The 22,386-nt window shown below is 71.5% G+C and carries 22 protein-coding genes; 8 read left to right on the forward strand and 14 right to left on the reverse strand.

All coding sequences use genetic code 11. From position 1 onward, the window contains the following. Window positions 1–137 precede the first annotated feature (137 nt). Window positions 138–626 carry a glycoside hydrolase family 3 N-terminal domain-containing protein gene (locus ACFV3R_RS17210; protein WP_385582709.1) on the forward strand — a complete coding sequence of 163 codons (489 nt, stop codon included), beginning with the start codon at window positions 138–140 and terminating at the stop codon, window positions 624–626. 375 nt (window positions 627–1,001) lie between these two features. Here ACFV3R_RS17210 and ACFV3R_RS17215 read toward each other — a convergent pair whose 3' ends face one another. Beyond that, window positions 1,002–1,631 (reverse strand): TetR/AcrR family transcriptional regulator, encoded by a 630-nt coding sequence (locus tag ACFV3R_RS17215; RefSeq protein WP_385582712.1) that lies wholly within the window; start codon window positions 1,629–1,631, stop codon window positions 1,002–1,004. Between the two features lie 92 nt (window positions 1,632–1,723). Here ACFV3R_RS17215 and ACFV3R_RS17220 point away from each other — a divergent pair, with 92 nt between their 5' ends. After that, entirely contained in the window at window positions 1,724–2,134 is a 411-nt protein-coding gene (locus tag ACFV3R_RS17220) for a DUF4345 domain-containing protein (protein ID WP_385582714.1), read from the forward strand. Between the two features lie 100 nt (window positions 2,135–2,234). Here ACFV3R_RS17220 and ACFV3R_RS17225 read toward each other — a convergent pair whose 3' ends face one another. The 7 genes from ACFV3R_RS17225 to ACFV3R_RS17255 all read right to left on the reverse strand — a co-directional run bounded on the left by ACFV3R_RS17225 (window position 2,235) and on the right by ACFV3R_RS17255 (window position 9,263). After that, window positions 2,235–3,002, reverse strand: a complete 768-nt coding sequence (locus tag ACFV3R_RS17225) for an SDR family oxidoreductase (RefSeq protein ID WP_385582717.1) — start codon at window positions 3,000–3,002, stop codon at window positions 2,235–2,237. Next, on the reverse strand, window positions 2,999–3,970 hold the full coding sequence (locus tag ACFV3R_RS17230) for a fumarylacetoacetate hydrolase family protein (RefSeq protein ID WP_385582720.1): 972 nt from the start codon (window positions 3,968–3,970) through the stop codon (window positions 2,999–3,001). The genes ACFV3R_RS17225 and ACFV3R_RS17230 overlap by 4 nt, the downstream gene beginning before the upstream one ends. 171 nt (window positions 3,971–4,141) lie before the next feature. Next, window positions 4,142–5,080: a VOC family protein gene (locus ACFV3R_RS17235; RefSeq protein WP_385582723.1), complete on the reverse strand. Its 939-nt coding sequence runs from the start codon at window positions 5,078–5,080 to the stop codon at window positions 4,142–4,144. A gap of 5 nt (window positions 5,081–5,085) precedes the next feature. Then, on the reverse strand, window positions 5,086–6,096 hold the full coding sequence (locus tag ACFV3R_RS17240) for an amidohydrolase family protein (RefSeq protein WP_385582726.1): 1,011 nt from the start codon (window positions 6,094–6,096) through the stop codon (window positions 5,086–5,088). Continuing rightward, entirely contained in the window at window positions 6,093–7,250 is a 1,158-nt protein-coding gene (locus tag ACFV3R_RS17245) for an FAD-dependent oxidoreductase (protein WP_385582729.1), read from the reverse strand. The genes ACFV3R_RS17240 and ACFV3R_RS17245 overlap by 4 nt, the downstream gene beginning before the upstream one ends. A gap of 49 nt (window positions 7,251–7,299) precedes the next feature. Further along, window positions 7,300–8,262 (reverse strand): cyclase family protein, encoded by a 963-nt coding sequence (locus ACFV3R_RS17250; protein WP_385582733.1) that lies wholly within the window; start codon window positions 8,260–8,262, stop codon window positions 7,300–7,302. Continuing rightward, window positions 8,259–9,263: a fumarylacetoacetate hydrolase family protein gene (locus ACFV3R_RS17255; RefSeq protein WP_385582736.1), complete on the reverse strand. Its 1,005-nt coding sequence runs from the start codon at window positions 9,261–9,263 to the stop codon at window positions 8,259–8,261. Before ACFV3R_RS17255 ends, ACFV3R_RS17250 begins: the two co-directional genes overlap by 4 nt. A gap of 193 nt (window positions 9,264–9,456) precedes the next feature. Between ACFV3R_RS17255 and ACFV3R_RS17260 the strand changes: the two genes are divergently transcribed. Then, complete coding sequence (locus ACFV3R_RS17260) at window positions 9,457–10,521, forward strand: LysR family transcriptional regulator (RefSeq protein WP_385582738.1); 1,065 nt, start codon at window positions 9,457–9,459, stop codon at window positions 10,519–10,521. A 36-nt stretch (window positions 10,522–10,557) separates the two neighbouring features. Here the strand turns inward: ACFV3R_RS17260 and ACFV3R_RS17265 are convergent, their stop codons facing one another. The 4 genes from ACFV3R_RS17265 to ACFV3R_RS17280 form a co-directional block, all read right to left on the reverse strand. Continuing rightward, entirely contained in the window at window positions 10,558–11,766 is a 1,209-nt protein-coding gene (locus tag ACFV3R_RS17265; protein WP_385582741.1) for a glycosyltransferase family 4 protein, read from the reverse strand. Between the two features lie 204 nt (window positions 11,767–11,970). Then, window positions 11,971–12,672 carry a phosphatase PAP2 family protein gene (locus ACFV3R_RS17270; RefSeq protein WP_385582744.1) on the reverse strand — a complete coding sequence of 234 codons (702 nt, stop codon included), beginning with the start codon at window positions 12,670–12,672 and terminating at the stop codon, window positions 11,971–11,973. Beyond that, the gene (locus ACFV3R_RS17275; RefSeq protein ID WP_385582747.1) at window positions 12,669–13,265 is read right to left on the reverse strand and encodes a phosphatase PAP2 family protein; all 597 of its coding nucleotides are present in this window, start codon (window positions 13,263–13,265) and stop codon (window positions 12,669–12,671) included. The genes ACFV3R_RS17270 and ACFV3R_RS17275 overlap by 4 nt, the downstream gene beginning before the upstream one ends. Next, the gene (locus ACFV3R_RS17280; RefSeq protein ID WP_385582750.1) at window positions 13,262–13,951 is read right to left on the reverse strand and encodes a DedA family protein; all 690 of its coding nucleotides are present in this window, start codon (window positions 13,949–13,951) and stop codon (window positions 13,262–13,264) included. Before ACFV3R_RS17280 ends, ACFV3R_RS17275 begins: the two co-directional genes overlap by 4 nt. 109 nt (window positions 13,952–14,060) lie before the next feature. On the opposite strand from ACFV3R_RS17280, the gene ACFV3R_RS17285 reads away from it, so the two are divergent. The 4 genes from ACFV3R_RS17285 to ACFV3R_RS17300 all read left to right on the forward strand — a co-directional run bounded on the left by ACFV3R_RS17285 (window position 14,061) and on the right by ACFV3R_RS17300 (window position 19,844). After that, window positions 14,061–14,444, forward strand: a complete 384-nt coding sequence (locus tag ACFV3R_RS17285) for a BlaI/MecI/CopY family transcriptional regulator (RefSeq protein ID WP_385582859.1) — start codon at window positions 14,061–14,063, stop codon at window positions 14,442–14,444. Next, window positions 14,441–15,400 (forward strand): M48 family metalloprotease, encoded by a 960-nt coding sequence (locus tag ACFV3R_RS17290; protein WP_385582754.1) that lies wholly within the window; start codon window positions 14,441–14,443, stop codon window positions 15,398–15,400. The genes ACFV3R_RS17285 and ACFV3R_RS17290 overlap by 4 nt, the downstream gene beginning before the upstream one ends. Before the next feature lie 400 nt (window positions 15,401–15,800). Next, window positions 15,801–16,931 carry a hypothetical protein gene (locus tag ACFV3R_RS17295; protein WP_385582861.1) on the forward strand — a complete coding sequence of 377 codons (1,131 nt, stop codon included), beginning with the start codon at window positions 15,801–15,803 and terminating at the stop codon, window positions 16,929–16,931. Window positions 16,932–17,360: 429 nt separating this feature from the next. Further along, window positions 17,361–19,844, forward strand: coding sequence for an ATP-dependent Clp protease ATP-binding subunit (locus ACFV3R_RS17300; protein ID WP_385582757.1), 2,484 nt, complete (start codon window positions 17,361–17,363; stop codon window positions 19,842–19,844). A 216-nt stretch (window positions 19,845–20,060) separates the two neighbouring features. Here ACFV3R_RS17300 and ACFV3R_RS17305 read toward each other — a convergent pair whose 3' ends face one another. Both ACFV3R_RS17305 and ACFV3R_RS17310 read right to left on the reverse strand, forming a co-directional pair. Further along, entirely contained in the window at window positions 20,061–20,384 is a 324-nt protein-coding gene (locus ACFV3R_RS17305) for a hypothetical protein (protein WP_385582760.1), read from the reverse strand. Further along, on the reverse strand, window positions 20,381–20,986 hold the full coding sequence (locus ACFV3R_RS17310) for a SigE family RNA polymerase sigma factor (protein ID WP_385582763.1): 606 nt from the start codon (window positions 20,984–20,986) through the stop codon (window positions 20,381–20,383). The genes ACFV3R_RS17305 and ACFV3R_RS17310 overlap by 4 nt, the downstream gene beginning before the upstream one ends. 671 nt (window positions 20,987–21,657) lie before the next feature. Here ACFV3R_RS17310 and ACFV3R_RS17315 point away from each other — a divergent pair. Beyond that, entirely contained in the window at window positions 21,658–22,317 is a 660-nt protein-coding gene (locus tag ACFV3R_RS17315) for an alpha/beta hydrolase (protein ID WP_385582766.1), read from the forward strand. Window positions 22,318–22,386: the final 69 nt, after the last annotated feature.

Here is a 22,386-nt window from a genome sequence, read left to right on the forward strand (position 1 = left end):
CATTTCCTATAGGATCTACGATTTCTACCCCTGTCAAGAGTGACCTGCGCCACATGCGGGCGCTGCGTAGTCGGAACGGAACGATCCGTTCCGCAGGGTGAAGAAGGTGGCCGGGACCTCTTGACCGGCTGGCCGAGATGGCGCGGGAGGAGAAACTCGCCCAGCTCGACAGCTACTGGGGCAAGTCCAACGTCGGCAGCGGCGACGCCCGGGTCGCCCCGATCGAGGAAGCTCTCGCCGCGCGCCCGAGCGAGTCCACGGCGCTCGCCCACGGCATCGGCCACCTCACCCGCCCCTACGACACGCGCCCCCTGGGCCCGGAGGAGGGACGCGTCGAACTCGCCCGCGTACAGCGGGCGTTGTGCGCCACACGCCTGGGCGTACCAGCCAATGCCCACGACGAGTGCCTCACCGGATTCGCCGCCTTCGAGGCCACGGTCTACCCCACCCCGCCGGCCTGGGCCGCCACCTTCGACACGGCCCTGATCGAGGAGATGGGCGCCGCCATCGGCCGCGACATGGCGTCATCTTCAACATCGCGATGTCGGCCCCGCAGATCTTCGCGCCCGCGCTCGGCGCGCTGCTCATCTCGGTCGGCGGCGGGCACGACCACACGATCGTGCTGATCACCGCCTCCCTGGTGTGTCTCGGTGGTGCGCTGGCCATCCTGCCCGTGCGCACAGTGCGTTGAGCGGCGGAGCGGGCTCCCGCCGTCGGTGAGGAGGGACGCCGCCGTTTCCCCGTGTGCTGCGTGGGTGAGACGGGAGCCCGCGCAGGACGGACCCCGGGTGATCGAGCGTCCCCATGGCGGGCAAGGCGTGGCAGTGGCTGGTGGAGGTACGGAGCCGGCCCCGCGTGCAGGCGGCCCCGTCGGCCTCTGCGGGTTCGGTCCCCGAACGCCGGCAGAGCGACGTCCCGGCAGCCGCCTTTGCCGGTGGCCGGAGCATCGGCCGGGCCGAGGAACGGGGAAGGCCGGGCCGGGTTGCCTTCAGGGGCGCCTCTCACCCCGCCGCTTCGGGAGACGCTGACTCGCCGTGAGGGATCAGGTCCTCGCCCAGCAGCGGCCGCAGCGCCCCGAGCGCCGCGCCGACGCAGATGTCGCGCAGTCGTGAGCGTGGGCAGGTCTCATGGGCGAGCCAGTCGACGCAGAGGACCTGGACGAAGACAAGCCAGCTCTTCAGCACGTCGGAGACGGTGCTGCGCACGCTCTCGTCGGCGAGTGGGAGCACGGTCATCAACCGTTCGCGCAGCACGTCCAGTTCGTTGGAGATGATCGTCCGGATCACCGGGTCGCCCGCGAGGACCCGGTTGGCGGCGAGCACCGTGTTGCGGTTCGCCGTGAAGTAGTCCAGGTGCACGTCCATTCCCTGGGCGAGCTGGTCCGCCAGGGGGAGCCCGGTCTCAAGGCGGGTCTCGACAAGCAGTCGATCGGCCGCTTGCTGGTACATGGCCGCGAAGAGAGCGGCCTTGCTGGAGAAGTGGCGGTACAGCAGGGCGCGGGAGACCCCGGCCGCCTCGGCGACGTGCTCCATCATCACCTCCTCGTACGGGTGGCGCGCGAAGAGGTGCGCGGCTGCCCCGAGGAGCTGGGCGCGTCGGGCTTCTGGGCTCAGGCGCTGACGTGGCGGCACAGGTCCAGGTTACTTGACACGTGTCTCATAGTGAATCCACTCTATGAGACGTGTGTCAACCAAGCTGCGTCGCGGACGGCGGGAGACATGTCATGGCAAGGACTCTGCGCATGCTTGCGCACGTCATGGGCTGGGCCTGCGTGGTCATCGGCCTCTACCACCTGGCCCTCGGCAATGCGGCGATCCCCGGGGCCGGGTCCGCCGGTCCGACGATCGACAGCTGGGGCCGGTTCATGGGCGCCAACTTCGCGGGGTACGGGCTGGCCTGGGTCTGGGCGGCGCGTCAGCGCCCGGTTCCGGCCGCGGTCGTCAGGTGGCTCGCCGGCGTCTTCCTGCTGGGAGGCGTGGGCCGGCTTCTCTCGCTCGCCGTGCAGGGGCCGCCGCAGTGGTTCCAGGTCGCGCTGACGGTGATCGAACTCCTCCTGCCGCCCGTCTTCTTCTGGCTGGCCCCCGCCGACGAACACTCCCTGCGGGACGCCGTTCCTTCGTGTCAGCGGGCCTGACGGCCGGTGGCCGGCCGCCGGCGCACCGCCTCCGGGCCGAGTCCCTGCGTGTCTCCCCGCCGCGGTCTCACGGCGGGTGACCTGGCCGCACCCGCAGCCCTCAAGGCGCTTCACGGGTGTCCGCTCCCGGGCGCAGGGCGTCGGAGATCGACTTGGCGCCGCCGTGCGCGGTGCTGCCGCCGTCGACGGGGATCTCGGCCCCGGTGATGAAGGAGGCGTCCTCGGAGAGCAGGAACGTGACGAGCGGGGTGATCTCGTCGACCGTGCCAGTGCGACCGAGGGGGGTCTCGCGCAGGTTGCTCTCGCGGAAGGCGGGAGCCGCCGACGCGGTCATCTCCGTCTCGATGAAGCCTGGGTGGATCGTGTTGACGCGGATGCCGCGCGGGCCGAGTTCGAGCGCGGCCGTCCTGGACAGGCCGCGCAGCGCCCACTTGCTGGCTGTGTACGCGACCGGGTAGTGGGCGGTCAGTGCCGCGGAGGAGCCGACGTTGACGATCGAGGAGCCGGCGGTCATCAAGGGCGTGAGGTGCTGGATGCCGAGGAGCGGGCCGGTGACGTTGACGGCGTGGACGCGCGCGAAGTCCTCGGCGCTCACCTCGCCGATGCGGGCCCGCCAGGTGACGCCCGCGTTGTTGACGAGGCCGTGGACATGACCGTGGGCGTCCCCCAGTTCCGTGGCGAGTCGGGCCCACTGGGCCTCGTCGGTGACGTCGAGCGGGCGGATGCCCTCGGCCTCGGTGACGTCGGTGGCGATCACGCGGGCGCCCTCGCGGGCGAGGGCGGCAGCCTCGGCCGCGCCCTGGCCGCGCGCGGCGCCCGTGACGACGACCACCTTGCCCAGGAGCCGCCTGGCGTGGCGGTCGCTCACGGCCGCTCCCTGCCCTTGCGGCGACCCGCGGGGAGCGGGAACGGGTCCTCACCGGCGACGACCGTGTTCGTGACGGTGCCGATGCCGTCGACGCTGAGGGTGACGGTGTCACCGGGCTTCAGCGGGGGCGGGGACTGCTTGCCGCGCCGACCCCACAGTTCGGCGAGACAGCCGCCGTTGCCGCAGGTGCCGGACCCGAGGACGTCGCCGGGGACGACGCGGGTGCCGCGCGAGGCGTACGCGACCAGCTCCTCGAAGGTCCAGCTCATGTTGGACAGCAGGTCCCTGCCGATCGTCTCACCGTTGACCTCGGCCGTGAGGGCCAGGCGCAGGAAACCGTCCGCGTCGCGGTACGCGTCGAGTTCGTCGGCGGTGACCAGGAACGGGCCCAGTGTGGTGGCGGTGTCCTTGCCCTTGCAGGGGCCGAGACCGACCTTCATCTCGGCGGACTGCAGGTCACGGGCGGACCAGTCGTTGAGGACCGTGTAGCCGACGATGTGGTCGCGGGCCTGCTCGGGTGTGAGGTCGTGGCCCGCGCGGCCGATGACGGCACCGACCTCCAGCTCGTAGTCGAGGACCGACGACCCCGGGGGCATCGGGATGTCGTCGCCGGTGCCGTGGACGGAGTGCGGGTTGGTGAAGTAGAAGGTGGGGGCGGCGTACCACTGCTCGGGGACCCCGGCGACGCCGTCCACCGCCCTGCGCACGCCTTCGACGTGCTCCTCGAAGGCGACGAAGTCCCGTACCGAAGTGGGCTGGAGCGGGGGCAGCAGCCGGACCCGGGAGACGTGCGGGCCGCCTGGCAGGTCCAGGGACGCCGATCCGGCGGCCAGCAGCCCGGACAGGCCGCCCGTCTCCCGGATCAGCGCGGTGAGCGAGGTGACCCCGGGCAGCGGGAAAAGGGTGCCGTCCTGTTCGACGACCGCCACCCGGCGGCGGTCGTGGTGTTCGTAGCTGGCGAAACGCATGGTGCGGCTCCGTCGGGATGTGTTCGGGCGAGGGATGCTCGTCGGGTCGTGGGCCCACGTTGCCGCGGCCCCGGTGCCCGGCCCCGCGTGCGCAAGTGCGGCGCCGGGGGCGCGGCTGGGCGGCGACAGGGCGGTCGGCAGGGCCGCCGCGTCCCCGGAACCCGGGTGGCCTCAGACCGGTGGAGCGATGAAGACGCCGCCGTCGACGTCGTTGAACGACTCCTTGGCGACGAGTTCGTTCATGGGGTTGGCGGTGCCCCACTGGTCGGTGACCTCGGGTCGGGAGAAGTCATAGACGTGCGGGTGCCAGGTGTCCTCGTCCAGACACTCCAGCTCGGTGGTGTACTCCACGGTGTTGCCGTGCGGGTCGAGGAAGTAGGTGAAGGTGTTGTCGCCCGCCATGTGGCGACCCGGCCCCCAGATCTTCCTGAAGCCCGCGCGCGTCACGCGGCCGGAGCCGCGCATGTACTCGTCGATGCCGCGCATCTCGAAGGAGACGTGGTGCAGGGCGGTGTGCGGGCCCTGCGCGATGGCCATCGAGTGGTGCTGGTTGCTGATCCGCATGAAGTGCATGACCTCACCCATGCGGGGCGAGGACAGCGTGTCGGAGAGCGCGAAGCCCAGGTGGCGCTCGTACCACTCGCGCGTGCGGTTCAGGTCGGGGGAGTTGAGGACGACGTGGGAGAGCTTGACCGGGATGGACTCCTTCTCCTCGATCCTGCGGTGCTGCCTGACCTCGACGTCGGCGGAGACCTCGATGGTGCGGCCGTCGACGTCGAAGAAGCGGAAGCCGTATCCGCCGCCGGGGGTGGCCACCTTCCCCGGCTGCGTTATCACCTGCACGCCGGCGGTGAGAAGCCGTTCGGCGAGGGTGTCGACGTCGGCCGCGTTCGCCGCCCCGTACGAGACGAGGTCGAGGCGCTTCTCCCCGGCCTTGCGCAGCCGGACGACGTACTGCTCCGGTGAGCCCTCAGCGGCGAGGAAGGAGATCCCGGAGTCCTCGGCGACCTTCGTCAGACCCCAGACGCCGGCGTAGAAGTCGAGCTGCTTGTCGTAGTCGGGGACGGCGAGGTCGACGTGCCGGAGGTGGGTGAGCAGGCGTGCGGTCATGGGGGTCAGTCCTTCCGGAGACGGAGCAGTGCGGCGGCGTTGGCGCCTCGTACGGCGTGGAAGTCGGCATCGGTCAGGTGGGCGGCGCGCAGGGCGCCGACCGGGTCCTCGCTGCCCATGTCGAAGGGGAAGTCCGAGCCGAGCAGCACCCGGTCGGCGCCCGCGACCCGCACCAACTCCCGCAGTACGTGGGGGTCGTGCACGAGGGAGTCGAAGAACAGACGCCTGAGGTAGCTGCTCGGCCGGTGCGCGCAGCCTGCCCCCGCGTCGGAGCGGGCCGACCAGGCGTGGTCGGCGCGGCCGATGTGGGTGGGCAGGTATCCGCCGCCGTGCGCCGCGATCAGTGTGAGACCGGGGTGCCGGTCGAGGACGCCGGAGAAGACCAGGTGGGACAGCGCGACGGCGTTCTCGGCGGGCTGCCCGACGCTGTTCGACAGGTACCACCGGTCCAGGCGCTCGTCGAGCGTGCAGCCGAAGGGGTGCAGGAAGAGGACCGCGCCGCTCTCCTGCGCCCGGGCCCAGAACGGCTCGTACGCGGGATCGGACAGTTCGCGGCCCGGGGCGTGCGAGGAGATCTCGACTCCCGCCAGACCCTGCTCCAGTGCGTGGTCGAGGGCGCGGACGGCCAGGCCGGGATGCTGGAGCGGTACGAGCCCCAGGCCCCGCAGCCGTTCGGGCGCTGCCGAACAGTGGGCGGCGGTGGCCTCGTTGGCCAGCCGGCACACCGTATCGGCCGTCACCTCGTCCGCCCAGTAGTGGTAGTGCGAGGGGGAGGGGCTGACCAGCTGGACGTCCACGCCCTGGTCGTCCATCGCCGCGATGCGGGCACGGACGTCGGTCAGGCGGGGGATCCGCTCGCCGATCATGGGACCGTTGACCGCGAGCGCGGCCGGGCCGTTGCGGCGCGCGTCGAGGGCGCGGGCCTCGGCGTGACCGGGCGCGCCCTCCACCAGGGCCTCGATCTCGGGCAGCAGGACGTGCGCGTGCACGTCGACGGTGGGGGCGAGGTGGTTCACGGCAGCTCCCGCAGCAGCGCCATCGTGCGGCCCATGAGGCCCGGGACGTCGGCGTCGCGGTCCCCGTCCAGTTGCCACTGCCCGATCTGCACGGACGCCTCGACGACCGGGCGTACCCGGGTGATGCGTCGCTCGTAGTACCTCTGGAGCAGGGCGTCGTCCCAGTCCTCGCCCGCGGCGTCGGCGGCCGTGAGCAGTTCGGCCAGGACGAGGGCGTCCTCCAGGGACAGGGCGGCACCCTGGGCCAGGGTGGGCGGGCAGCAGTGCGCGGCGTCACCGACCAGCACGACCCGGCCGCGGTGCCAGGAACCCTCGACCAGCATCCGGTCGAACCAGGTGTAGTTGACCTGCGCCGGATCGGTGATGTGCGTGGTGATCTCCGGCCAGTGGCCGCCGTAGTGCTCGGCCAGTGCGCGCATCTCGTCGGCGTAGGAGCCGGCCGGGATCGTGGCGCGGTCGCGGTTGGCCTCGACGACGTACGCGTACAGGGTGTCGGGGCCGGTGGGGCAGTAGCCGGCGATGTAGGCGGGGCCGCCGTAGGCGAGGTCGGTACGGGTGACCGAGGCCGGGCGGGGTGCGGCGATCCGCCAGATGGCCATGCCGGTGGGCTGGGGCCGGTCCGTGATGCCGATGGCGGCGCGGGTGGTGGAGCCCAGGCCGTCGGCGGCGATGACCAGGTCGTAGCGGGACTCGCCGCCGTCGCTGAAGCGCACGGTGACACCGGGCTCGCCGGCGGACTGCTCCAGCAGCTCCGCACGCACGCCCAGGCGGACGCGGGCGCCGCTCGCGCGGACCGCGTCGATCAGGACGCGTTGGAGCCTGGGGCGTTGCATGCCTACGGTGGCGGGCAGGTCGTCGCCGCCGGTGCGCAGGTCCTCGGCCACGTGCAGGACGGTGCCGTCGGGCGCGGTGATGCCGACCGCGTCGAAGCCGAACCCGGACTTCTCGACCTCCTCCCAGACGCCGAGTGCGCGCAGGACGCGCAGGGCGTTGCCCTGAAGGGTGATGCCGGAGCCCGCGGTGGCGTTCCAGTCGTCCTTCGCCTCGATCAGGTCGACCGTGATTCCGGCACGCCGCAGCAGGATCGTGACGGCGTTGCCGGCCGCGCCGCCGCCGATGACCAGGACCGTACGGGGTGAGCGCGGAGGTGTCATGGGAAACTCCCTTGTTCCGCTGGGTGGGTGAACGGCACGTCGCCGGTGGCTACTTGACGGCTATGGGGTTGACGGGCGAGCCGACCGCACCGGTGATCGCCAGGGGCGCGGCGGTCAGCCAGAACTCGTGGACGCCGTCCTCGGCGCAGTCCGCGGCGAGTGCGTCCAGATCCCACATCTCACCGACGAGCAGGCCGATGTGGGGGATGGCGACCTGGTGCAGGGGCTGGAAGGCGTGGTCGAACTCGTTGGGCCGGACCTCGAAGCCCCAGGTGTCGGTGGCGATCGCGGCGATCTCGGTGCGGTGCAGCCAGCCGGCCGTGGTGAAGGACAGGCCGGGTGCGGGCCCGCCCGCGTACTCGCCCCAGCCCTCGCGCCGGGCACGGGCCAGGCGCCCGGTGCGTACCAGGACGAGGTCACCGCGGCCGACCGTCACCCCGTGCGCCGCGGCGGTCGCGGTCAGGTGTTCCTCGGTGATCGCGAAGCCGTCGGGCAGCTCACCGGCCTCGCCCACCTCACGGCCGACGTCGAGGAGCACGCCCCTGCCGGCGACGCAGGGGGCCATGTGCTCGATGCCGGTGACGAGGTCGCCGTCGGAGGTGACGGTGGTGGCGGCGTCCCGGCCGTTCCACGCCTTGCCGTGGTCGAAGATGTGGCCGAGTCCGTCCCACTGCGTGGAGCACTGCAGCGGCATCGCTATCACGTCGTCGGCCCCGCCGAGCCCGTGCGGGAAGCCCTGACTGCCCAGGGCCGCGTCGGCGCCGGTGTCCAGCATGGTGTGCACGGGGTTGGTACGGCGCCGCCAGCCCTTCTGCGGGCCGTCCATGTCGAAGCGCTGCGAGAGGGAGAAGCTGGTGCCGCGGCGGACGAGGGCGGCGCCTTCGCGGCGCTTGGCCTCGTCGAGGAAGTTGAGGGTACCGAGCACGTCGTCCTCGCCCCAACGCCCCCAGTTGGAGCACGCCTTGGCGGCCTCAGCGATCGCACCCTCGGGGTCGGTCCGGTCCAGGCTCACGAGGCCACCCCCTCGGCGACGCAGCGGGTGCGCTGGGCACCGAGGCCGGTGATGGAGCCGTCCATCACGTCGCCGTCCCGCAGCAGCCGTCCCCAGTGCATGCCGTTGCCGGCCGGGGAGCCCGTCAACACCAGGTCTCCCGGGAGGAGTCGGGCACTCTGTGAGGCGTAGGAGACCATCCGCGCCACAGTGAAGATCATGTCCTTGGTGGACTCGTCCTGCATCGTCTCACCGTTCAGCTTCAGCACCAGACGCAGATCGCCGGGGTCGGTGACCGACTCGGCGGGCACGATCCAGGGGCCGAGCGGGGTGAACCCGGGGGCGTTCTTGCTGCGCAGCCAGTCGGTGCCGATCTGCGGCATGTCGCGGCGGAAGACGCCGGCGCGGTCGGTGAGGTCGTTGGCGATGGTGTACCCGGCGACGTACTCCAGCGCCTCCTCGACGCCGACCCGGTGCGCGGGCCGCCCGATGACGGCCGCCAACTCCAGCTCCCAGTCGGGCTTCTCGGCCCACTGCGGGAGCACCACGTCGTCGTACGGGCCGGTGACCGCGCTCGGCAGGCCGAGGAAGACGTACGGGAGGTCCTGAGCAGCGCGGCGGTCCATGAGCTCCGCGGCCTCGGCCCGCCGCTCCTCCTCGGGGCGCTCGTCGCCGGGCGCGCGGTGCGCTACGTGCAGGTCGATGACGTGCCGGCGGTAGTTGGCGCCGGACTGGAAGACCTGGCGAGGCTCGACCGGTGCGTGCACCCGGAACTGAGCCAGCGGCCCGCGTACCGTCGCGCCGCCGTCGGCCAGCTCCCGCAGGCGCGGCAGGACGGACGGCCAGTCCGTCAGGAGGCGCCTGATCGTCAACCGCTCGTCGCCGAGGGCGAGGCGCAGGTCCACGACCTGCTCCTCGGACGTCACCAGCGCGGGGAACGCCGGCCCTGGCGGAGCCGAGAGCGTCGCAAGAGCGAAGGGGCCGGCGAAGAGGGGGGAAGCGGGAGCAGGTTTCACGGACACGTCCTCCTGGTTGCGGTGGGACCAATCTGGACCCGCAACCAGGGATCAGGGAAATCGATTATGTGGATGGATTCCATCCGCGAGACAGATTTACGCTGGTCGGGCGCCGCACAGCAGTCCGCGCCGCATCGCACAGCGGTCTCCGGCCGCCCCAAGCAGCGACCCTGGTCGCCTCGAACAGCAGGGAAAGCCCGTGAACCTGGCCCGCCTGGACCTCAACCTCGTCGTCGCCCTGCGTGCACTGCTCGAGGAGCGCAACGTCACGCGCGCCGGCCAGCGCGTCGGGCTGAGCCAGCCCGCGATGAGCGCCGCGCTGGCCCGCCTGCGCCGGCACTTCGACGACGACCTGCTCGCCCGCGTCGGCGGCCGCTACCAGCTGACCGCCCTCGGACAGGTCCTCCTCGACCGCACCTCGACCGCGTACGACGTGCTGGAGCGCCTCTTCGCCAGCCAGGCCGACTTCGACCCGGCCCACGAGACCCGCGAGTTCAAGCTCGTCGCCTCGGACTACGCCGTCTCGGTCTTCGGCGCCGAACTGGCCCGCGTCGTGCACGAGGAGGCCCCCGGCATCCGGCTGCGTTTCAGCCAGACCCCGGCCTCGGTCGTCGACGACACGGCGACGCTGCTCAGCACGGTCGACGGGCTGCTCATGCCGCACGGCGTCATCAACGACTTCCCGGCCACCGACCTCTACAGCGACCGCTGGGTCTTCCTCGTCGCCGACGACCACCCGAGTGTCGGGGACACGCTCACCCGCCAGGACCTGGCGCGGCTGCCCTGGGTCACCTACCAGCGCACCTACGACGCCCCGGCCGTCCGCCAGCTCGGCATGCTCGGCGTGGAACCGCAGGTCGAGGTCTCCGTCGACAATTTCCAGTCGCTGCCGCTGCTGGTGGCCGGCACCCGCCGCATCGCGCTGATCCAGGCGCGGCTGGCCCGCCTGCTGGCGCCGCTCGCCGCCGTCCGTGTCATCGAGCCGCCCTACGAAGCCGTACCCCTCCAGGAGGCCCTGTGGTGGCATCCGGTGCACACCCACGACGCCGCGCACATCTGGCTGCGGGAGACCGCTGCCCGCGTCGGCCGGCGTCTGCCCGGGGCGCGGAAGGCGAGCGGCCGGCGTGACGCGGGCGGGGGTCGGCATGCGCCTGGTGAGTCCTCGGCATCCGCGCAACGGGCTCTTTGTGAGGAGCACAACCCGTGTGGCCTCGGCTGTCCGGGGCCCTCGACGGACGGCTGTGCGTTCGGGTGCACCCGGTGAGGCGAAGTGGTGCATCCCTTACCGCACTTCACGCCTTCACCGGTTGAGCAGGCGCCGCGCGAGACTGCGCAACCGGGCTCGGCGACGTGCCCGGTTGCGGTGGGGCCGGGTGGCCAGTAGACGGGTGAAGAGTTCCTCGTGCAGCGCGGCGATGCGCTCCGGGTCGTATCGCCGCGCGGAGTGCAGGGCCGCCTCTCCCAGCTGCCGCCGCGCAGCGTTGTCCTCGACGAGGCCGAGGAGGGCTGCCGAGAGGGCGTCGCGGTCGCCGGTGGGGACGAGGCGGCCGTCGACGCCGTCGCGGATGATCTCGGAGGGGCCGAGCGGGCAGTCGGTGCTGACGACGGGTACCCCGACGCGCATGGCCTCCACGATGGTCATGCCGAAGGACTCCGCGTCAGAGGCCACGGCGACGATCGACGCCCGGGCGAACTCCTCCTCGATGGGGGAACGGAACCCTGAGAGCTCTACCTGAGAACCCAGTTCGTGCGCCCTGATCAGCGTCTGGAGGCGGGCCTTGTCGGTGCCTTCCCCGTATATGCGCAATGTCCAGTCGGGATGCTTCGAGGCGATGTCGGTGAAGGCGTCGATGAGCAGGTCGAAGCGCTTGGCCCGGGTCAACCGCCCCGCTGCGGCAATCACCTTGGCGGTGCCGTCGGACGGTGCGGCGCACGGGTCGGGGACGCTGTTGGGCACGGAGGTGATGTGGACGCCGGGCAGCTTCATCCGGGAGCGGTAGACCGCTGCGTCGGCTTCCGTGGTGGTGACGACGGCGTCCAACCGGCCGTATTCGCGGGCGAGTACGGCGCGCAGTCGTTTGCTGTGGGCGTCGTGGGTGAGGTGCTCCTGGGCGATGCGGGTGGCCCGCCGGGGGCCGAAGCGGGCGAGGTAGACGTTGACGCCCGGACGGGTGCCGATGAGTACGTCGGCATCACTGGCTCGCAGGTGTTCCCGTGCCCGGTCGTCATTCAGGCGGCTGTACTGGCGATGGCGCTTCTCCTCTTTGGGGAACACCTCGGCCGGCTGCTGCAGACGGGGATCGTCGAGGTCGGCTGAGCCGGGACGCAGGTCCACCAGGGGGATGAGCCGCACGCGCTCGTCGACGGTGAAGCGGGGCTCGGTGCGGTGCCTGAACATCGACACGATCTCCACCTCGTGGCGGTCGGCGAGGGCCGCGGCGAGGTTGAGGGTGGTGCGGATCGTGCCGCCCACGCCGTAGACGTTGTGTATGAGAAAAGTGATCTTCACGGTGGTTCTCCGAGGTTCGTGCGGCCCGGTGAAGCGGCGGGTGAGGCGGCGGAGGGCGAGGGAGAAACAGGCGGCGGCCCCGGGGGCAAGCGGCCCTGCCGATGCGGCATGTCGTCTTATTGGTGGACAAAGGGCTCGCCCAAGAGCGCATGACTCTCCCACCCGGGTGCCGTTGTGTCCGGCCGGGCTCTTTTGCCGAGGGGTTCAGTCAGTGGTGGTGGCGGACTGCGGGAGCGCTTTCAGCCTGGCCATCAGCGCTGCCAGGAACGCCAGCCAGGCGCCGGCCAGGCACCAGCCGGCCAGCACGTCGCTGGGCCAGTGGACGCCGAGCTGGATCCGCGTCAGCCCGACGGCGAGAGCCCACGCCAGTGCCACCCCCTGCGCGACTCCGGCGAGGGTGCGATGTGCCGAACGTGCCAGGGCCCAGCACAGGAGTCCCGCCACCAGGGCGGAGGTGGTGCTGTGGCCGGAGGGAAAGGAGAGCCCGGAGGCGTGGGTGGCCCAGTCGGTGCGGGCGGGGCGAGGGCGGGCGAGCGCCTCCATGAGGCCGAAGCGGATCGCCTGGCCGGTGGCGAGGACGGCTACGGCAAGCGTTGCGCGACGAAGCCGATCCGGTCCGTTCCGCGTACCGATCAGGCCGGCGGCGAGGGCCAGGAGGTACGGCCAGATGCCCGTACCGGACGCGGTGACCGCACGAGCCACCCGGCGGATCGCGGTGCCTCGGTGATGCAGCGCCCAGAGGTGCAGTGGGACGTCACCGGGCAACGGATCCCCGTCGGTGACGAGCACGGACACCGTCAGCAGCAGGAATGCGGCAGCGGAAGCGACCGCCACCCAGCCGGCGATCGTTGGCCGGCGCCCGGCACGGCGCGCGTCCGCGGTGGCGGCACCGGATGCATGGCTCACGGCGTCTGTACCTGACCGGCCGGCGCGGCGTCCTGCCGTGAGGCGGACCGGGAGCGCGCCGACAACGCGAGCCGGGTCAGCGCGGTGGCGGCAAGAGCCCCGATGACAAGCCCCGCAAGTACGTCGTGTGGGTAGTGCGCGCCCACCCAGACGCGCGAGGCCGCCATGAGCAGGGCCACGGGGACGGTGAGCAGGCCGACCCGGCGGTCGATCAGCAGGAGCGCTACGGCCGCAGCTGCGGCGACCGTGGCGTGGTTGCTCGGGAAGGACCAGTCACCGAGTGGGGGGCAGGGTTGAACAGTGGCGACGTGGAGGACCTGGCATGGGCGCTGCTCGTCCACGAGGCTTTTGAAGAGGTCGTTCGCCGCGTAGCTGAGCACGACCACCACGGGCACCGCGTACACCGGCACCATGGGGCGGCCCGCGCGGCGCGCGCGCCACCACGCGAAGACCATGAGCAGTGCGAACAGTCCCAGCCCGAAGTCCGTCCACACTGAGACGGCGCTGTTGAAGGCGGCCGGGACATGGCGGGTGAGGTGTGTCACGTCCAGGTAGAGGCCGTCGTCGAAGAATCGCGGTTCCGGCTGTGTCACAGGACACCGCCCGTACCGCGTCCGGCGGCTGCCTCGCGCCGGCCCCTGCGGATCTCACCGGCGAGCGGCAGGAGTGAGATCACCACGATGAGGCCGACGAGGGGGAGCAGGTAGTGATCGATGTGGGGCACCGAGGAGCCCAGGAGGTATCCGGCCACCACCAGGGAGACCGTCCACAGGACGCCGCCCGCCGCCTGCCACAGGGCGAAACGCCCAGGTGGCACCTCGAGGATTCCGGCGAGGGGATTGAGCACGGTGCGCACGACGGGGATGAAGCGGGCCAGCACGATGGCCTTCACGTGTCCGTACCGGCCGAGCAGTTCCTCGGCGCGGGCAGCGCCGGCACGGAGTCGCCGTGCGCGGCTGCGGGCCAGTAGGGGGCGCCCCCCGCGCTGCCCGATCCAGTAGCCGGACTGTGCGCCGGCGAGGGCGCCGACGACGGCGGCCACGAGGACCTGGGGGAGGGAGAGGTGAACTCGGCCACCCGCCGGGACGCACAGGAGTCCGGCGGTGAACAGCAGTGAGTCGCCGGGGAGGAAGAAGCCGACCAGGAGGCCGGTCTCGGCGAACAGGACGACGGCCACGCCCGTCGCCCCGAAGGCGGTCAGCAGTGAACCGGCGTCCAGCACGTTCACCGCGAGCGGGACGTGCGTGGCCAGGGCGTAGGCCTGCGGGCACAGAGGCACGGCAGGTTCCTTCCACGAGAGGTGCGCAGGGCGAGCGGAAGCCCGCATCGACTACAGCCTAGTAGACGGTCTACATAACTGTAGACGTTATGGTGGGAGGATGAGTTCCATGACTGAGGAACACGGAGACCGCCGCCCTGCCGGTGAACTGGAGGCGAAGGTGCTCGCGGCCCTGTGGGCAGCGAAGGTCGCGCTGACGCCGGGAGGCGTGCGGGAAGCCCTCGGCGAGGGGCTGGCCAGGACCACGGTGACGACCATCCTGACAAGGCTGCATGCGAAAGGCCTGGTCACCCGGGCGCCTGCCGGTCGCGGTTACGCCTATCTCCCTGCCGCTGACGCCTCCGGACTCACCGCCAGGCGGATGCATGCCGAGCTGAACCGGGGTGAGGACCGCGGCAGCGTACTGGCCCGGTTCGTCTCCGACCTCAGTGACGAGGACGAACAGGTACTCCGGGCCCTGCTGGACGAGGCGGACGGAGGCGCCGAGAAATGATCTACGCGGTCTGGATCCCCCTGCTGATCCCGCTACTGGCCGTGCCCGTCGCCCGCCGTGCCGCCGGCTCACTGCCGCCCCGTGCTGCTGCCTGGTCCCTTGCGGGGTGCTCGCTGCTGCTGGCTGCATGCAGCACCGCGGTGCTGGGGCTGCTCGCCCTCGGCGGCCTGCTGCGCCTCGCCCCCGTCGCCTCGCTCGACCACCTCTCGCCGCGCTTGCTGGGGGACCACACCTGGCTGACGGTGCCTGCCGCCTGGCTGGCCGCCGGATTGCTCGTGGTCGGGCTCGCCCGGGCCGGGTGGGGGCTCACACGCCAGTGGCGGGAACTCAGGTCGGCCCACGAGGCGGCCGGGCCCGGGGAAGACGATGACCTTGCCATCCGGCCGGGCCCCTACCCGTACGCCTACGCGCTGCCGGGGCGACGCGGTGGCCGGGGGCGTGTGGTGGTGAGTGCCGCGATGCTGCGGGCCCTGAAGCCCGACGAGCGCGAGGCGCTGTTCGCGCATGAGCGGGCGCACCTGGCGGGACGCCACTACCTCTTCCTGGGGGCCGGACAGGCAGCGGCGGTGCTGCATCCCGCACTGCGTGGTCTGCGGGAGCCACTCGCCTACGCGTTGGAGCGGTGGGCGGACGAGGCCGCCGCAGAGGCGGTGGGCGACCGACGGCTGGCCGCGCGGGCGATCAGCCGTGCCGCCCTCGCGGCCCATGACGCGAAGGCAGCGGTCCGGGGCCCGAGTGTGGCCCTGGGTGTCGCCAGTGGGCCGGTTCCCCGGCGGGTAGCGGCTCTCGTGGGCCATGACGAGAGGCAACAGGGGAGCCGGGGTGCGCGCGTGCAGCGACTGGTTGCGGCCGTCCTGCTGGGCTGCCTCCTGGCGTCCACGGCCTCGGCGATGCACGCCGCTCACGACCTCCACGGCACAGTGGAGACCGCCCAGAGCGACACCACCCCTCGGTGAACCGTTCTTGACGCCCTTCCTCAGCCCGACCGCAAGGGCGGGGAGGCCGCCGCCCGGCACACCTCGTCGGAACCCGCTCGGGGACTGGTGGGAAGCCGACGCGGGGCAGGCCGAGAAGAACCTCTTCGCGAGGGAACCGCTCCCGGCAGGGCCTCCTCGCGCGCCACGGACGCACTGCCGGCGGCGCCCACGATCCCGTCGGGTCCCTGCCGTCCAGCCGGCCGCACCGCGAAGGCGCGACGGCGCGACGGCGCGACCTGGCATGTCGGACCGGCGAACCACAGCGTCCCGGTCCCACTGCACCTGCCGGCAGGGCGGGCGTGTCACGCGGCGCCGGCGTTGGCTCGGAGGCATCCTGTGGACGCTTGTGCTCGGGAGACAGTCGATGAGAGGGCCGGTCATGCGGGTGTCGTCCGAGGGTGTCACGGAGGTGGTCCTCCTGGCGGATCCGGACGCTCCGACCGAGATCGCGCAGCGCATCGCCCGGGCACTTCCTGGCCGGCTCGCAGACAAGGCAGGTCGGAGGCGACGGTTCGACGTCAGGGTGGTCAGCGAGCCCTTCACCTCGGGGACCGAGGACCCGCCCACCCTGATGCGCCGGATCAGGGACCGGAAGAAGTCGGAGAACTGGGACGTCGTCGTGGCCCTCACCGACCTTCCGCTGCACTCACACAGGCGCAAACTCGTTGTGGACCTGAGCCATGAACACCGCTTGGCACTGCTCTCTCTTCCTCCGCTGGGGGGCTTGCGGCTGCAGAGGAAGGCCCGGCGGGCCGTTGAGGCGGCGGTACTCGACTTGGCGGGTCCGCGGGCCGACGGGGCCGGGGAGCCTTCACGGAGGGAGCCGCTGGGGCCTTCCATCGGTCGTGTCGCGCCGGTGTACCCGGGGCCGGTCGGTGAGGAGGAGACCGCGGATCTCCGGTACGTCGTCAGCGGGCCGCGCGGTTACCTGAGGGTGCTCGTCGGCATGGTCCGCGCCAACCGACCGTGGCGGTTGGTACCGGGACTGTCGAAGGCCCTGGCGGCCGCCCTCGCCACGGGAGCCATCGCCACCGTGAACTCCACCGTCTGGAATCTGGTCGAGGCTCTGAGCGTGCTGCGTCTCGTGATCGCCATGGTCGGGTCCGTCGCACTGATGACCGGCTGGCTGATCGTGGACGGGAAGCTGTGGCGTCGATCGGCGCAGGACTCGTGGGAGGCCAGGCAGAGGGCCAGGCTCTACAACGCCTCGACGGTCATGACCGTGGGAATCGGCGTGCTCGTCTGTTACGGGGGCCTGGTCGTCATCAACCTGATGTGGGCGCTGTTCATCATCAACGACCGAGTGTTCGCCTCCCTGACGCGTACTCCGCTGCATGCCGCGGAGTACGCGACGTTGTCCTGGCTCGTCGCTTCCGTCGCCACCGTGGGCGGCGCACTGGGATCAAGCCTGGAGAGCGACGAGGCCATCCGGGCAGCCGCTTACTCCAAGCGCGAGCAGGAACGCCGCCAGATGCTCGAGGACGACCAGGGGCCGGGGACCGGCGAGTAGCGCTCCGGCATCCCGGGGCGCTTTCCCCGGCGGGTGCAGCCGAAGGCGGCCGGGATCGCTGCCTGGCAGGAGAGGGCTCCGGTGCCACCGCCCGGCGCGAAGCACCGGGACCGGCGGCGAGGGCGGTCACCGCGGGGTGCTCGCCTCACGTGGACGAAAAGGCATGGAGGTACGAGGACGCCGCGTGGCCGGCCTCTCGGCGGCCGTCGGCCGCGGGGGGAGCAGAATTCACTCGAGTGCACGCACGACAGGGGGGATGACGTGCGGATGCACGGGGCGGCTCACAAGGTGGGGGAAGGCCCGCACACCGGTGGTCCCTGACGCCGCCGGGCAGACCAAGTTCCTCTCGCGTGGGGCCTCTCCCCAGTCGTACGTACGCGGGGTCGGTCTGCCAGGGCGGGCCGGGTGTCCGCCGGATCGGATGACGCTGTGACGACTTCGCCCTTCGGGTCCGCAGACCCGTTCTCGGACCTGTTCAACCGCTTCTTCGGCACGAGCCCGGCGGCGTCGCCGCCGGCGGTCCAGCGGGTGCCCATCGGACGCCTGCTCAGTGACGCCTCGCAGGAGCTCCTGGCGGCGGCCGGGGACCGGGCCGCCGAGGACGGGGCTGATCTCGACACCGGGCACCTGTTGTGGGCTGCCACCCAGGTCGCCCCTGGTCGCCAGCTGCTGGAGCAAGCGGGCGCCGACCCCGACGCGCTGGCGGCCCAGGTGGAGCAGTCGCTGCCCGCCGGCGGCGGCGTGGAGGAGCCGCGACTGACTCCGGCGGCGAAACGGGCCCTGCTCAGAGCACACGCCGCATCTCAGGAGGCCGGTGTGTCCTACATCGGACCCGAGCACATTCTGGCTGCGCTCGCGGAAGATCCCTCGTCCGGTGCGGCCAGTGCGCTGGGCTCGGAGGGAGCCGGTGCCCGCGGCGGCCTGGGCGGGGCCGGTGGCGGTTCGGCGGGGGGCGGGTCCAGTGCCACGCCCACGCTGGACGAGTACGGCCGCGACCTCACCGAGGAGGCCCGCGCGGGGCGGTTGGATCCGGTGGTGGGGCGAGCCGAGGAGATCGAGCAGACGGTGGAGATCCTCTCCCGGCGTTCGAAGAACAATCCAGTGCTGCTCGGTGACCCGGGCGTCGGCAAGACCGCCATCGTGGAGGGGCTCGCTCAGCGGGTGGTGTCCGGCGACGTGCCCAAGGCCCTGCGGGAGAGGCGAGTGGTCGCCCTGGACCTCTCCGGGCTGGTGGCCGGTTCGAAGTACCGCGGGGAGTTCGAGGAGCGCCTGAAGAAGGTGATCGACGAGGTGACCGGGGCGCAGAAGAGCATCATCCTGTTCATCGACGAACTGCACACGGTCGTGGGCGCCGGTGGCGGGGGCGAGGGGTCCATGGATGCGGGAAACATCCTCAAACCCGCCTTGGCCCGCGGGGATCTCAGCGTGGTCGGCGCCACGACGCTGGAGGAGTACCGCAAGAACATCGAGAAGGACGCCGCACTCGAACGTCGCTTCCAGCCCGTGATCGTGCCGGAACCCACGGTCGAGGAGACCGTGGAGATCCTTCAGGGCCTGCGCGACTCCTACGAGGCCCACCACGGCGTGCACTTCACCGACGCGGCGCTGGAGAGTGCGGCGATTCTCTCCGACCGCTACGTCACCGACCGGTTCCTGCCCGACAAGGCCATCGATCTGCTGGACCAGGCGGGGGCCCGGGTGGCGCTGCGCGGCGGCGAGGACAGCCCCGAGGCCGACGAGGCCCAGGAGGAGCTGACCCGGCTGAACCGGGAGAAGGACGAGGCCGTCCACAACGAGGACTACGAGCGGGCCGCGGGGCTCAAGAGGCAGATCGAGGAGACGCAGGGAAGACTCTCGGGCCTGGACGGCGAACGGCCGCCCGCGGCCGAGGTCACCGAACAGGACATCGCCGAAGTCGTCTCCCGGCGCACCGGCATTCCGGTCGCCCAGTTGACGGCCACCGAGCGTGAACGCCTGATCCGGCTGGAGGAGACCCTCCACGAGCGGGTGATCGGCCAGGACGAGGCGGTCACCGCGGTGGCGCAGGCCGTGCGACGGGGCCGCGCCGGGATGGGCGACCCCGACCGGCCCACCGGCAGCTTCCTCTTCCTCGGGCCCACCGGTGTCGGCAAGACCGAATTGGCCAAGGCCATCGCCGAGATCCTCTTCGGTCAGGAGGACCGTCTCATCCGCTTCGACATGAGTGAGTTCCAGGAGCGCCACACCGTGTCCCGCCTCGTCGGCTCGCCCCCCGGGTACGTGGGCTACGACGAGGCCGGGCAACTCACCGAGGCGGTGCGCCGCAAGCCGTACAGCGTGTTGCTGTTCGACGAGGTGGAGAAGGCCCACCCGGACGTCTTCAACCTGCTGCTCCAGGTTCTCGACGACGGACGGCTGACCGACGCGCAGGGACGTACGGTCGACTTCCGCCACACGGTCCTCATCATGACGAGCAATCTGGCCTCGCAGCTCATCCTGAACCACCAGGGCGCCGTGGAGGAGATCCGCGAGGACCTGATGGCCGAGCTCCGCAGCCACTTCCGGCCCGAGTTCCTCAACCGCATCGACGAGGTGGTCGTCTTCCACGCTCTCACCCGGGAGGACCTCGTACGCATCGTCGACCTGCTGCTGGAGCGCAGCCGTCGCAGGCTGCACGCCCAGCAGGTCGGTCTCCAGGTGAGCGAGGGGGCCAAAAGGTGGCTTGCGGAGCAGGGCTACCAGCCCGAGTTCGGGGCGAGGCCGCTGCGCCGCACCATCCAGACGGAACTCGACAACCGGTTGTCCAACATGCTGCTCGACGGGCAGGTGGGCCCGGGTGACACCGTCACCTGCGAGGTCCGTGACGACCAGCTGCAGTGCACGGTCACCTCCGGCGACCGGAGGGGCGGTGCTGAGCCGGCCACGGCAGACTGAGCGCAGAGGTGCGTCGGCGGGTGCCGGTGTCCCCGGCCGGCACCGTGCGACCTCGGCCGGCCCCAGCGGTCGTGCCGGCGCTGTCCCCGCGGGCCTCGGTCTCCCTCCCCCGCGGCCGCACCTCTTGCGCATGGCCGGCGCGTGCGGCGGGGCGGTTCCCGTGCGCAGCGGGACCTGAACAGTCAGCCGGCCTCAGGGCTGTGCGCTACGGCTGTCCTACGGCGCAACAGGTCCGGGTGACTCGCCCGGCGAGGAGGGCGCAGGTGAAGGCGGCTTGCTGGTGCGGGTGCTGGTGCTCGGGCCGTGGGGTGGGGGAGTGTCGGCGGGGACCGACGGGTCGTCGCCCCGGGAGAGGAGCCGCGGCAGGACCAGGAGGACGGCTGCCAGCGCCGCGGCCAGCAGGACTACCGCGGCCCTGCGCAGTCCGGGACGGACGGCCACCCGTGCACGGGTTGACGGCGGGGGGACCGGGCGGAGAGTGGTGACCTGCCCGGCCCGGGCGTGCAGTGCGGCGCGAAGGCGGTCCTCGACGGCTGTCACGGCGTCTCCTTCAGTCTTCTGGCCAGAGCCGTGAGTGCCCGGCTCGCTGTGGACTTCACCGCGCCCCGGGACAGGTCCAGGGTTGCTGCGATGTCCGCTTCGGACATGTTCGACCAGTACCTGAGAACGAGGACCTCCCGCTGGCGCACAGTGAGCAGCCTCAGTGCTCGCAGCACCTCCTGGTGCTCCTCCCTGAGGAGGACCTCTTCCTCCGGCGGTGGCGCCGGGAGGGTGCGCGGGGGGATGTAGGCACGCACGGTGCGCCTCCTGCGCAGGACATCCCTGGAGGTGTTGACCACGCTGCGCCGTACGTAGGCTTCGGGGTCGCCGACGGTCTCGAGCGTGCTGCCGTGACGTCGGTAGAGGTTGGCGAAGGCTTCCTGGACGACGTCCTCGGCTGTGGGGATGTCGTCGACCAGGAGGACGGCCAGGCGCACGAGGTCGAGCCTGCGGTGGCGGTACAGCATGTCGATTTCTTCCGCCGCTGCGCCGGACGACCGGCCCCTGGGGACCGAGATGCTCCCGCCCTGGCAGAGGCGGGCCAGGAGCCGTCGCCACCGGCTGAGCGGGACGGCACCTGCACAGGTGAGAACGGCAGCCATCAGCGCCCGCCCCCAGCCGGCGGTATGGGGACGTCCTGGCGGGGTGCGTGCCGGCCGTCATCCGGCCCGGAGCGGCGGGGGGACGCCGGGAAGGTGCCGCAGTCGGTATCCGTGCGGGTCATTTCTGGCATAGGGGTCAACCTGTCGAGTGGATCACGTGGTTCAGGGCTTCCAGGAGACGCCCTCTACTGGGATGGACGTGTGGGGCGCCCCCAGGTTGCAGTGCACACCGTGGTGTGAGCGTGCAGTGGTGGCGTCGTCCGTCGGCCGCCTCCTGCACACAGATCGTCGGAACCGTCCTGCAACCTCGGGCAGGCCCGCACGTCTGTCAGGTCGTGAAGGGGAGTTCCGTCCCGGCAAGGATCAGGCGTGCCTTGCCTGCGTACGGCACACCGACGTGCAGGTGGGATCCGAGGTGGGCAGTGCTGAGAGTCAGAGTCGTCGCCGTCGCTGTGCTGGGCTGTCTGGGTCTGGTGTCGGGCTGTTCGGGCCCGGCCGGCAAGCCGGTGCGCGACGCGGAAGCCGGGACGTCGACGTCCTCCACACCGACGCCGTCCGGGACGGGGAGCCGTGCTCCCGCTTCGCCGCCGGATCACAAGCCCGTCTCCTACCAGCCGAGCTGGCCCGACCGGACCGTGCGTACGGCTCGGGGGCATCTCGTCGACACGTGTGTGCCCAAGGACCTGAGGAGCAAGGCCACCACGCTGACGACCAGCGACGGGGTGCATCTGTCGGCTCTGGTCCTGGGGGACGGGCCCGACGGTGTCCTCCTGGACCACGAACAGGGCTACAACATCTGCTCGTTCGTCGACATCGGGCGCAAGCTGGCGGAGCGCGGCTACCACGTGGTGATCCCCGAGTACCGCAATCACGGTGCCTCCGAGAAACTCACCGCCAACGAGCACATCGACCGCGATGCCCGGGCCGGCCTGGCGGAACTGCGACGTGTCGGAGCGAAGAGGGTGTTCCTGGCGGGCGCGTCGTGCGGGGGGACGACGGCAGCGGTCGCCGGTGTGGACACGCCGTTGCGCGTGGTGGGCCTTCTGATGATGTCCTCGCCTGCCCGGTGCCTCGGAGCCGACGGGGTGGCGGCGGTGCGGAAGCTGGAAGTTCCGACGTTGCTGGTGGTGTCGCCCGGTGACATGCAGGGCGCGGTGGAGAAGCAGGTCCGTGAGGTCTACGCGGCCTCCGCTGCCCGCAAGAAGCAGCTCGTCATCGACAGGAGCGGCCGCCACGGAACAGACATGATCAAGCGGGCCGGTGCCTCGGGGGCCGCGCTGCAGGACCGGGTCATCGCCTTCGTGGTCGATTCCTACGACGCCTCCCGTTGACACAGCAGCCACTTCAGTAGCTGGGGCGGTGGCGATGAGCGGCACCGCGCGCTCCCGCCCGGCCCCGTA

The sequence above is a fragment of the Streptomyces sp. NPDC059740 genome (assembly GCF_042733155.1).
In the GTDB taxonomy this organism is placed as follows: Bacteria; Actinomycetota; Actinomycetes; order Streptomycetales; family Streptomycetaceae; genus Streptomyces.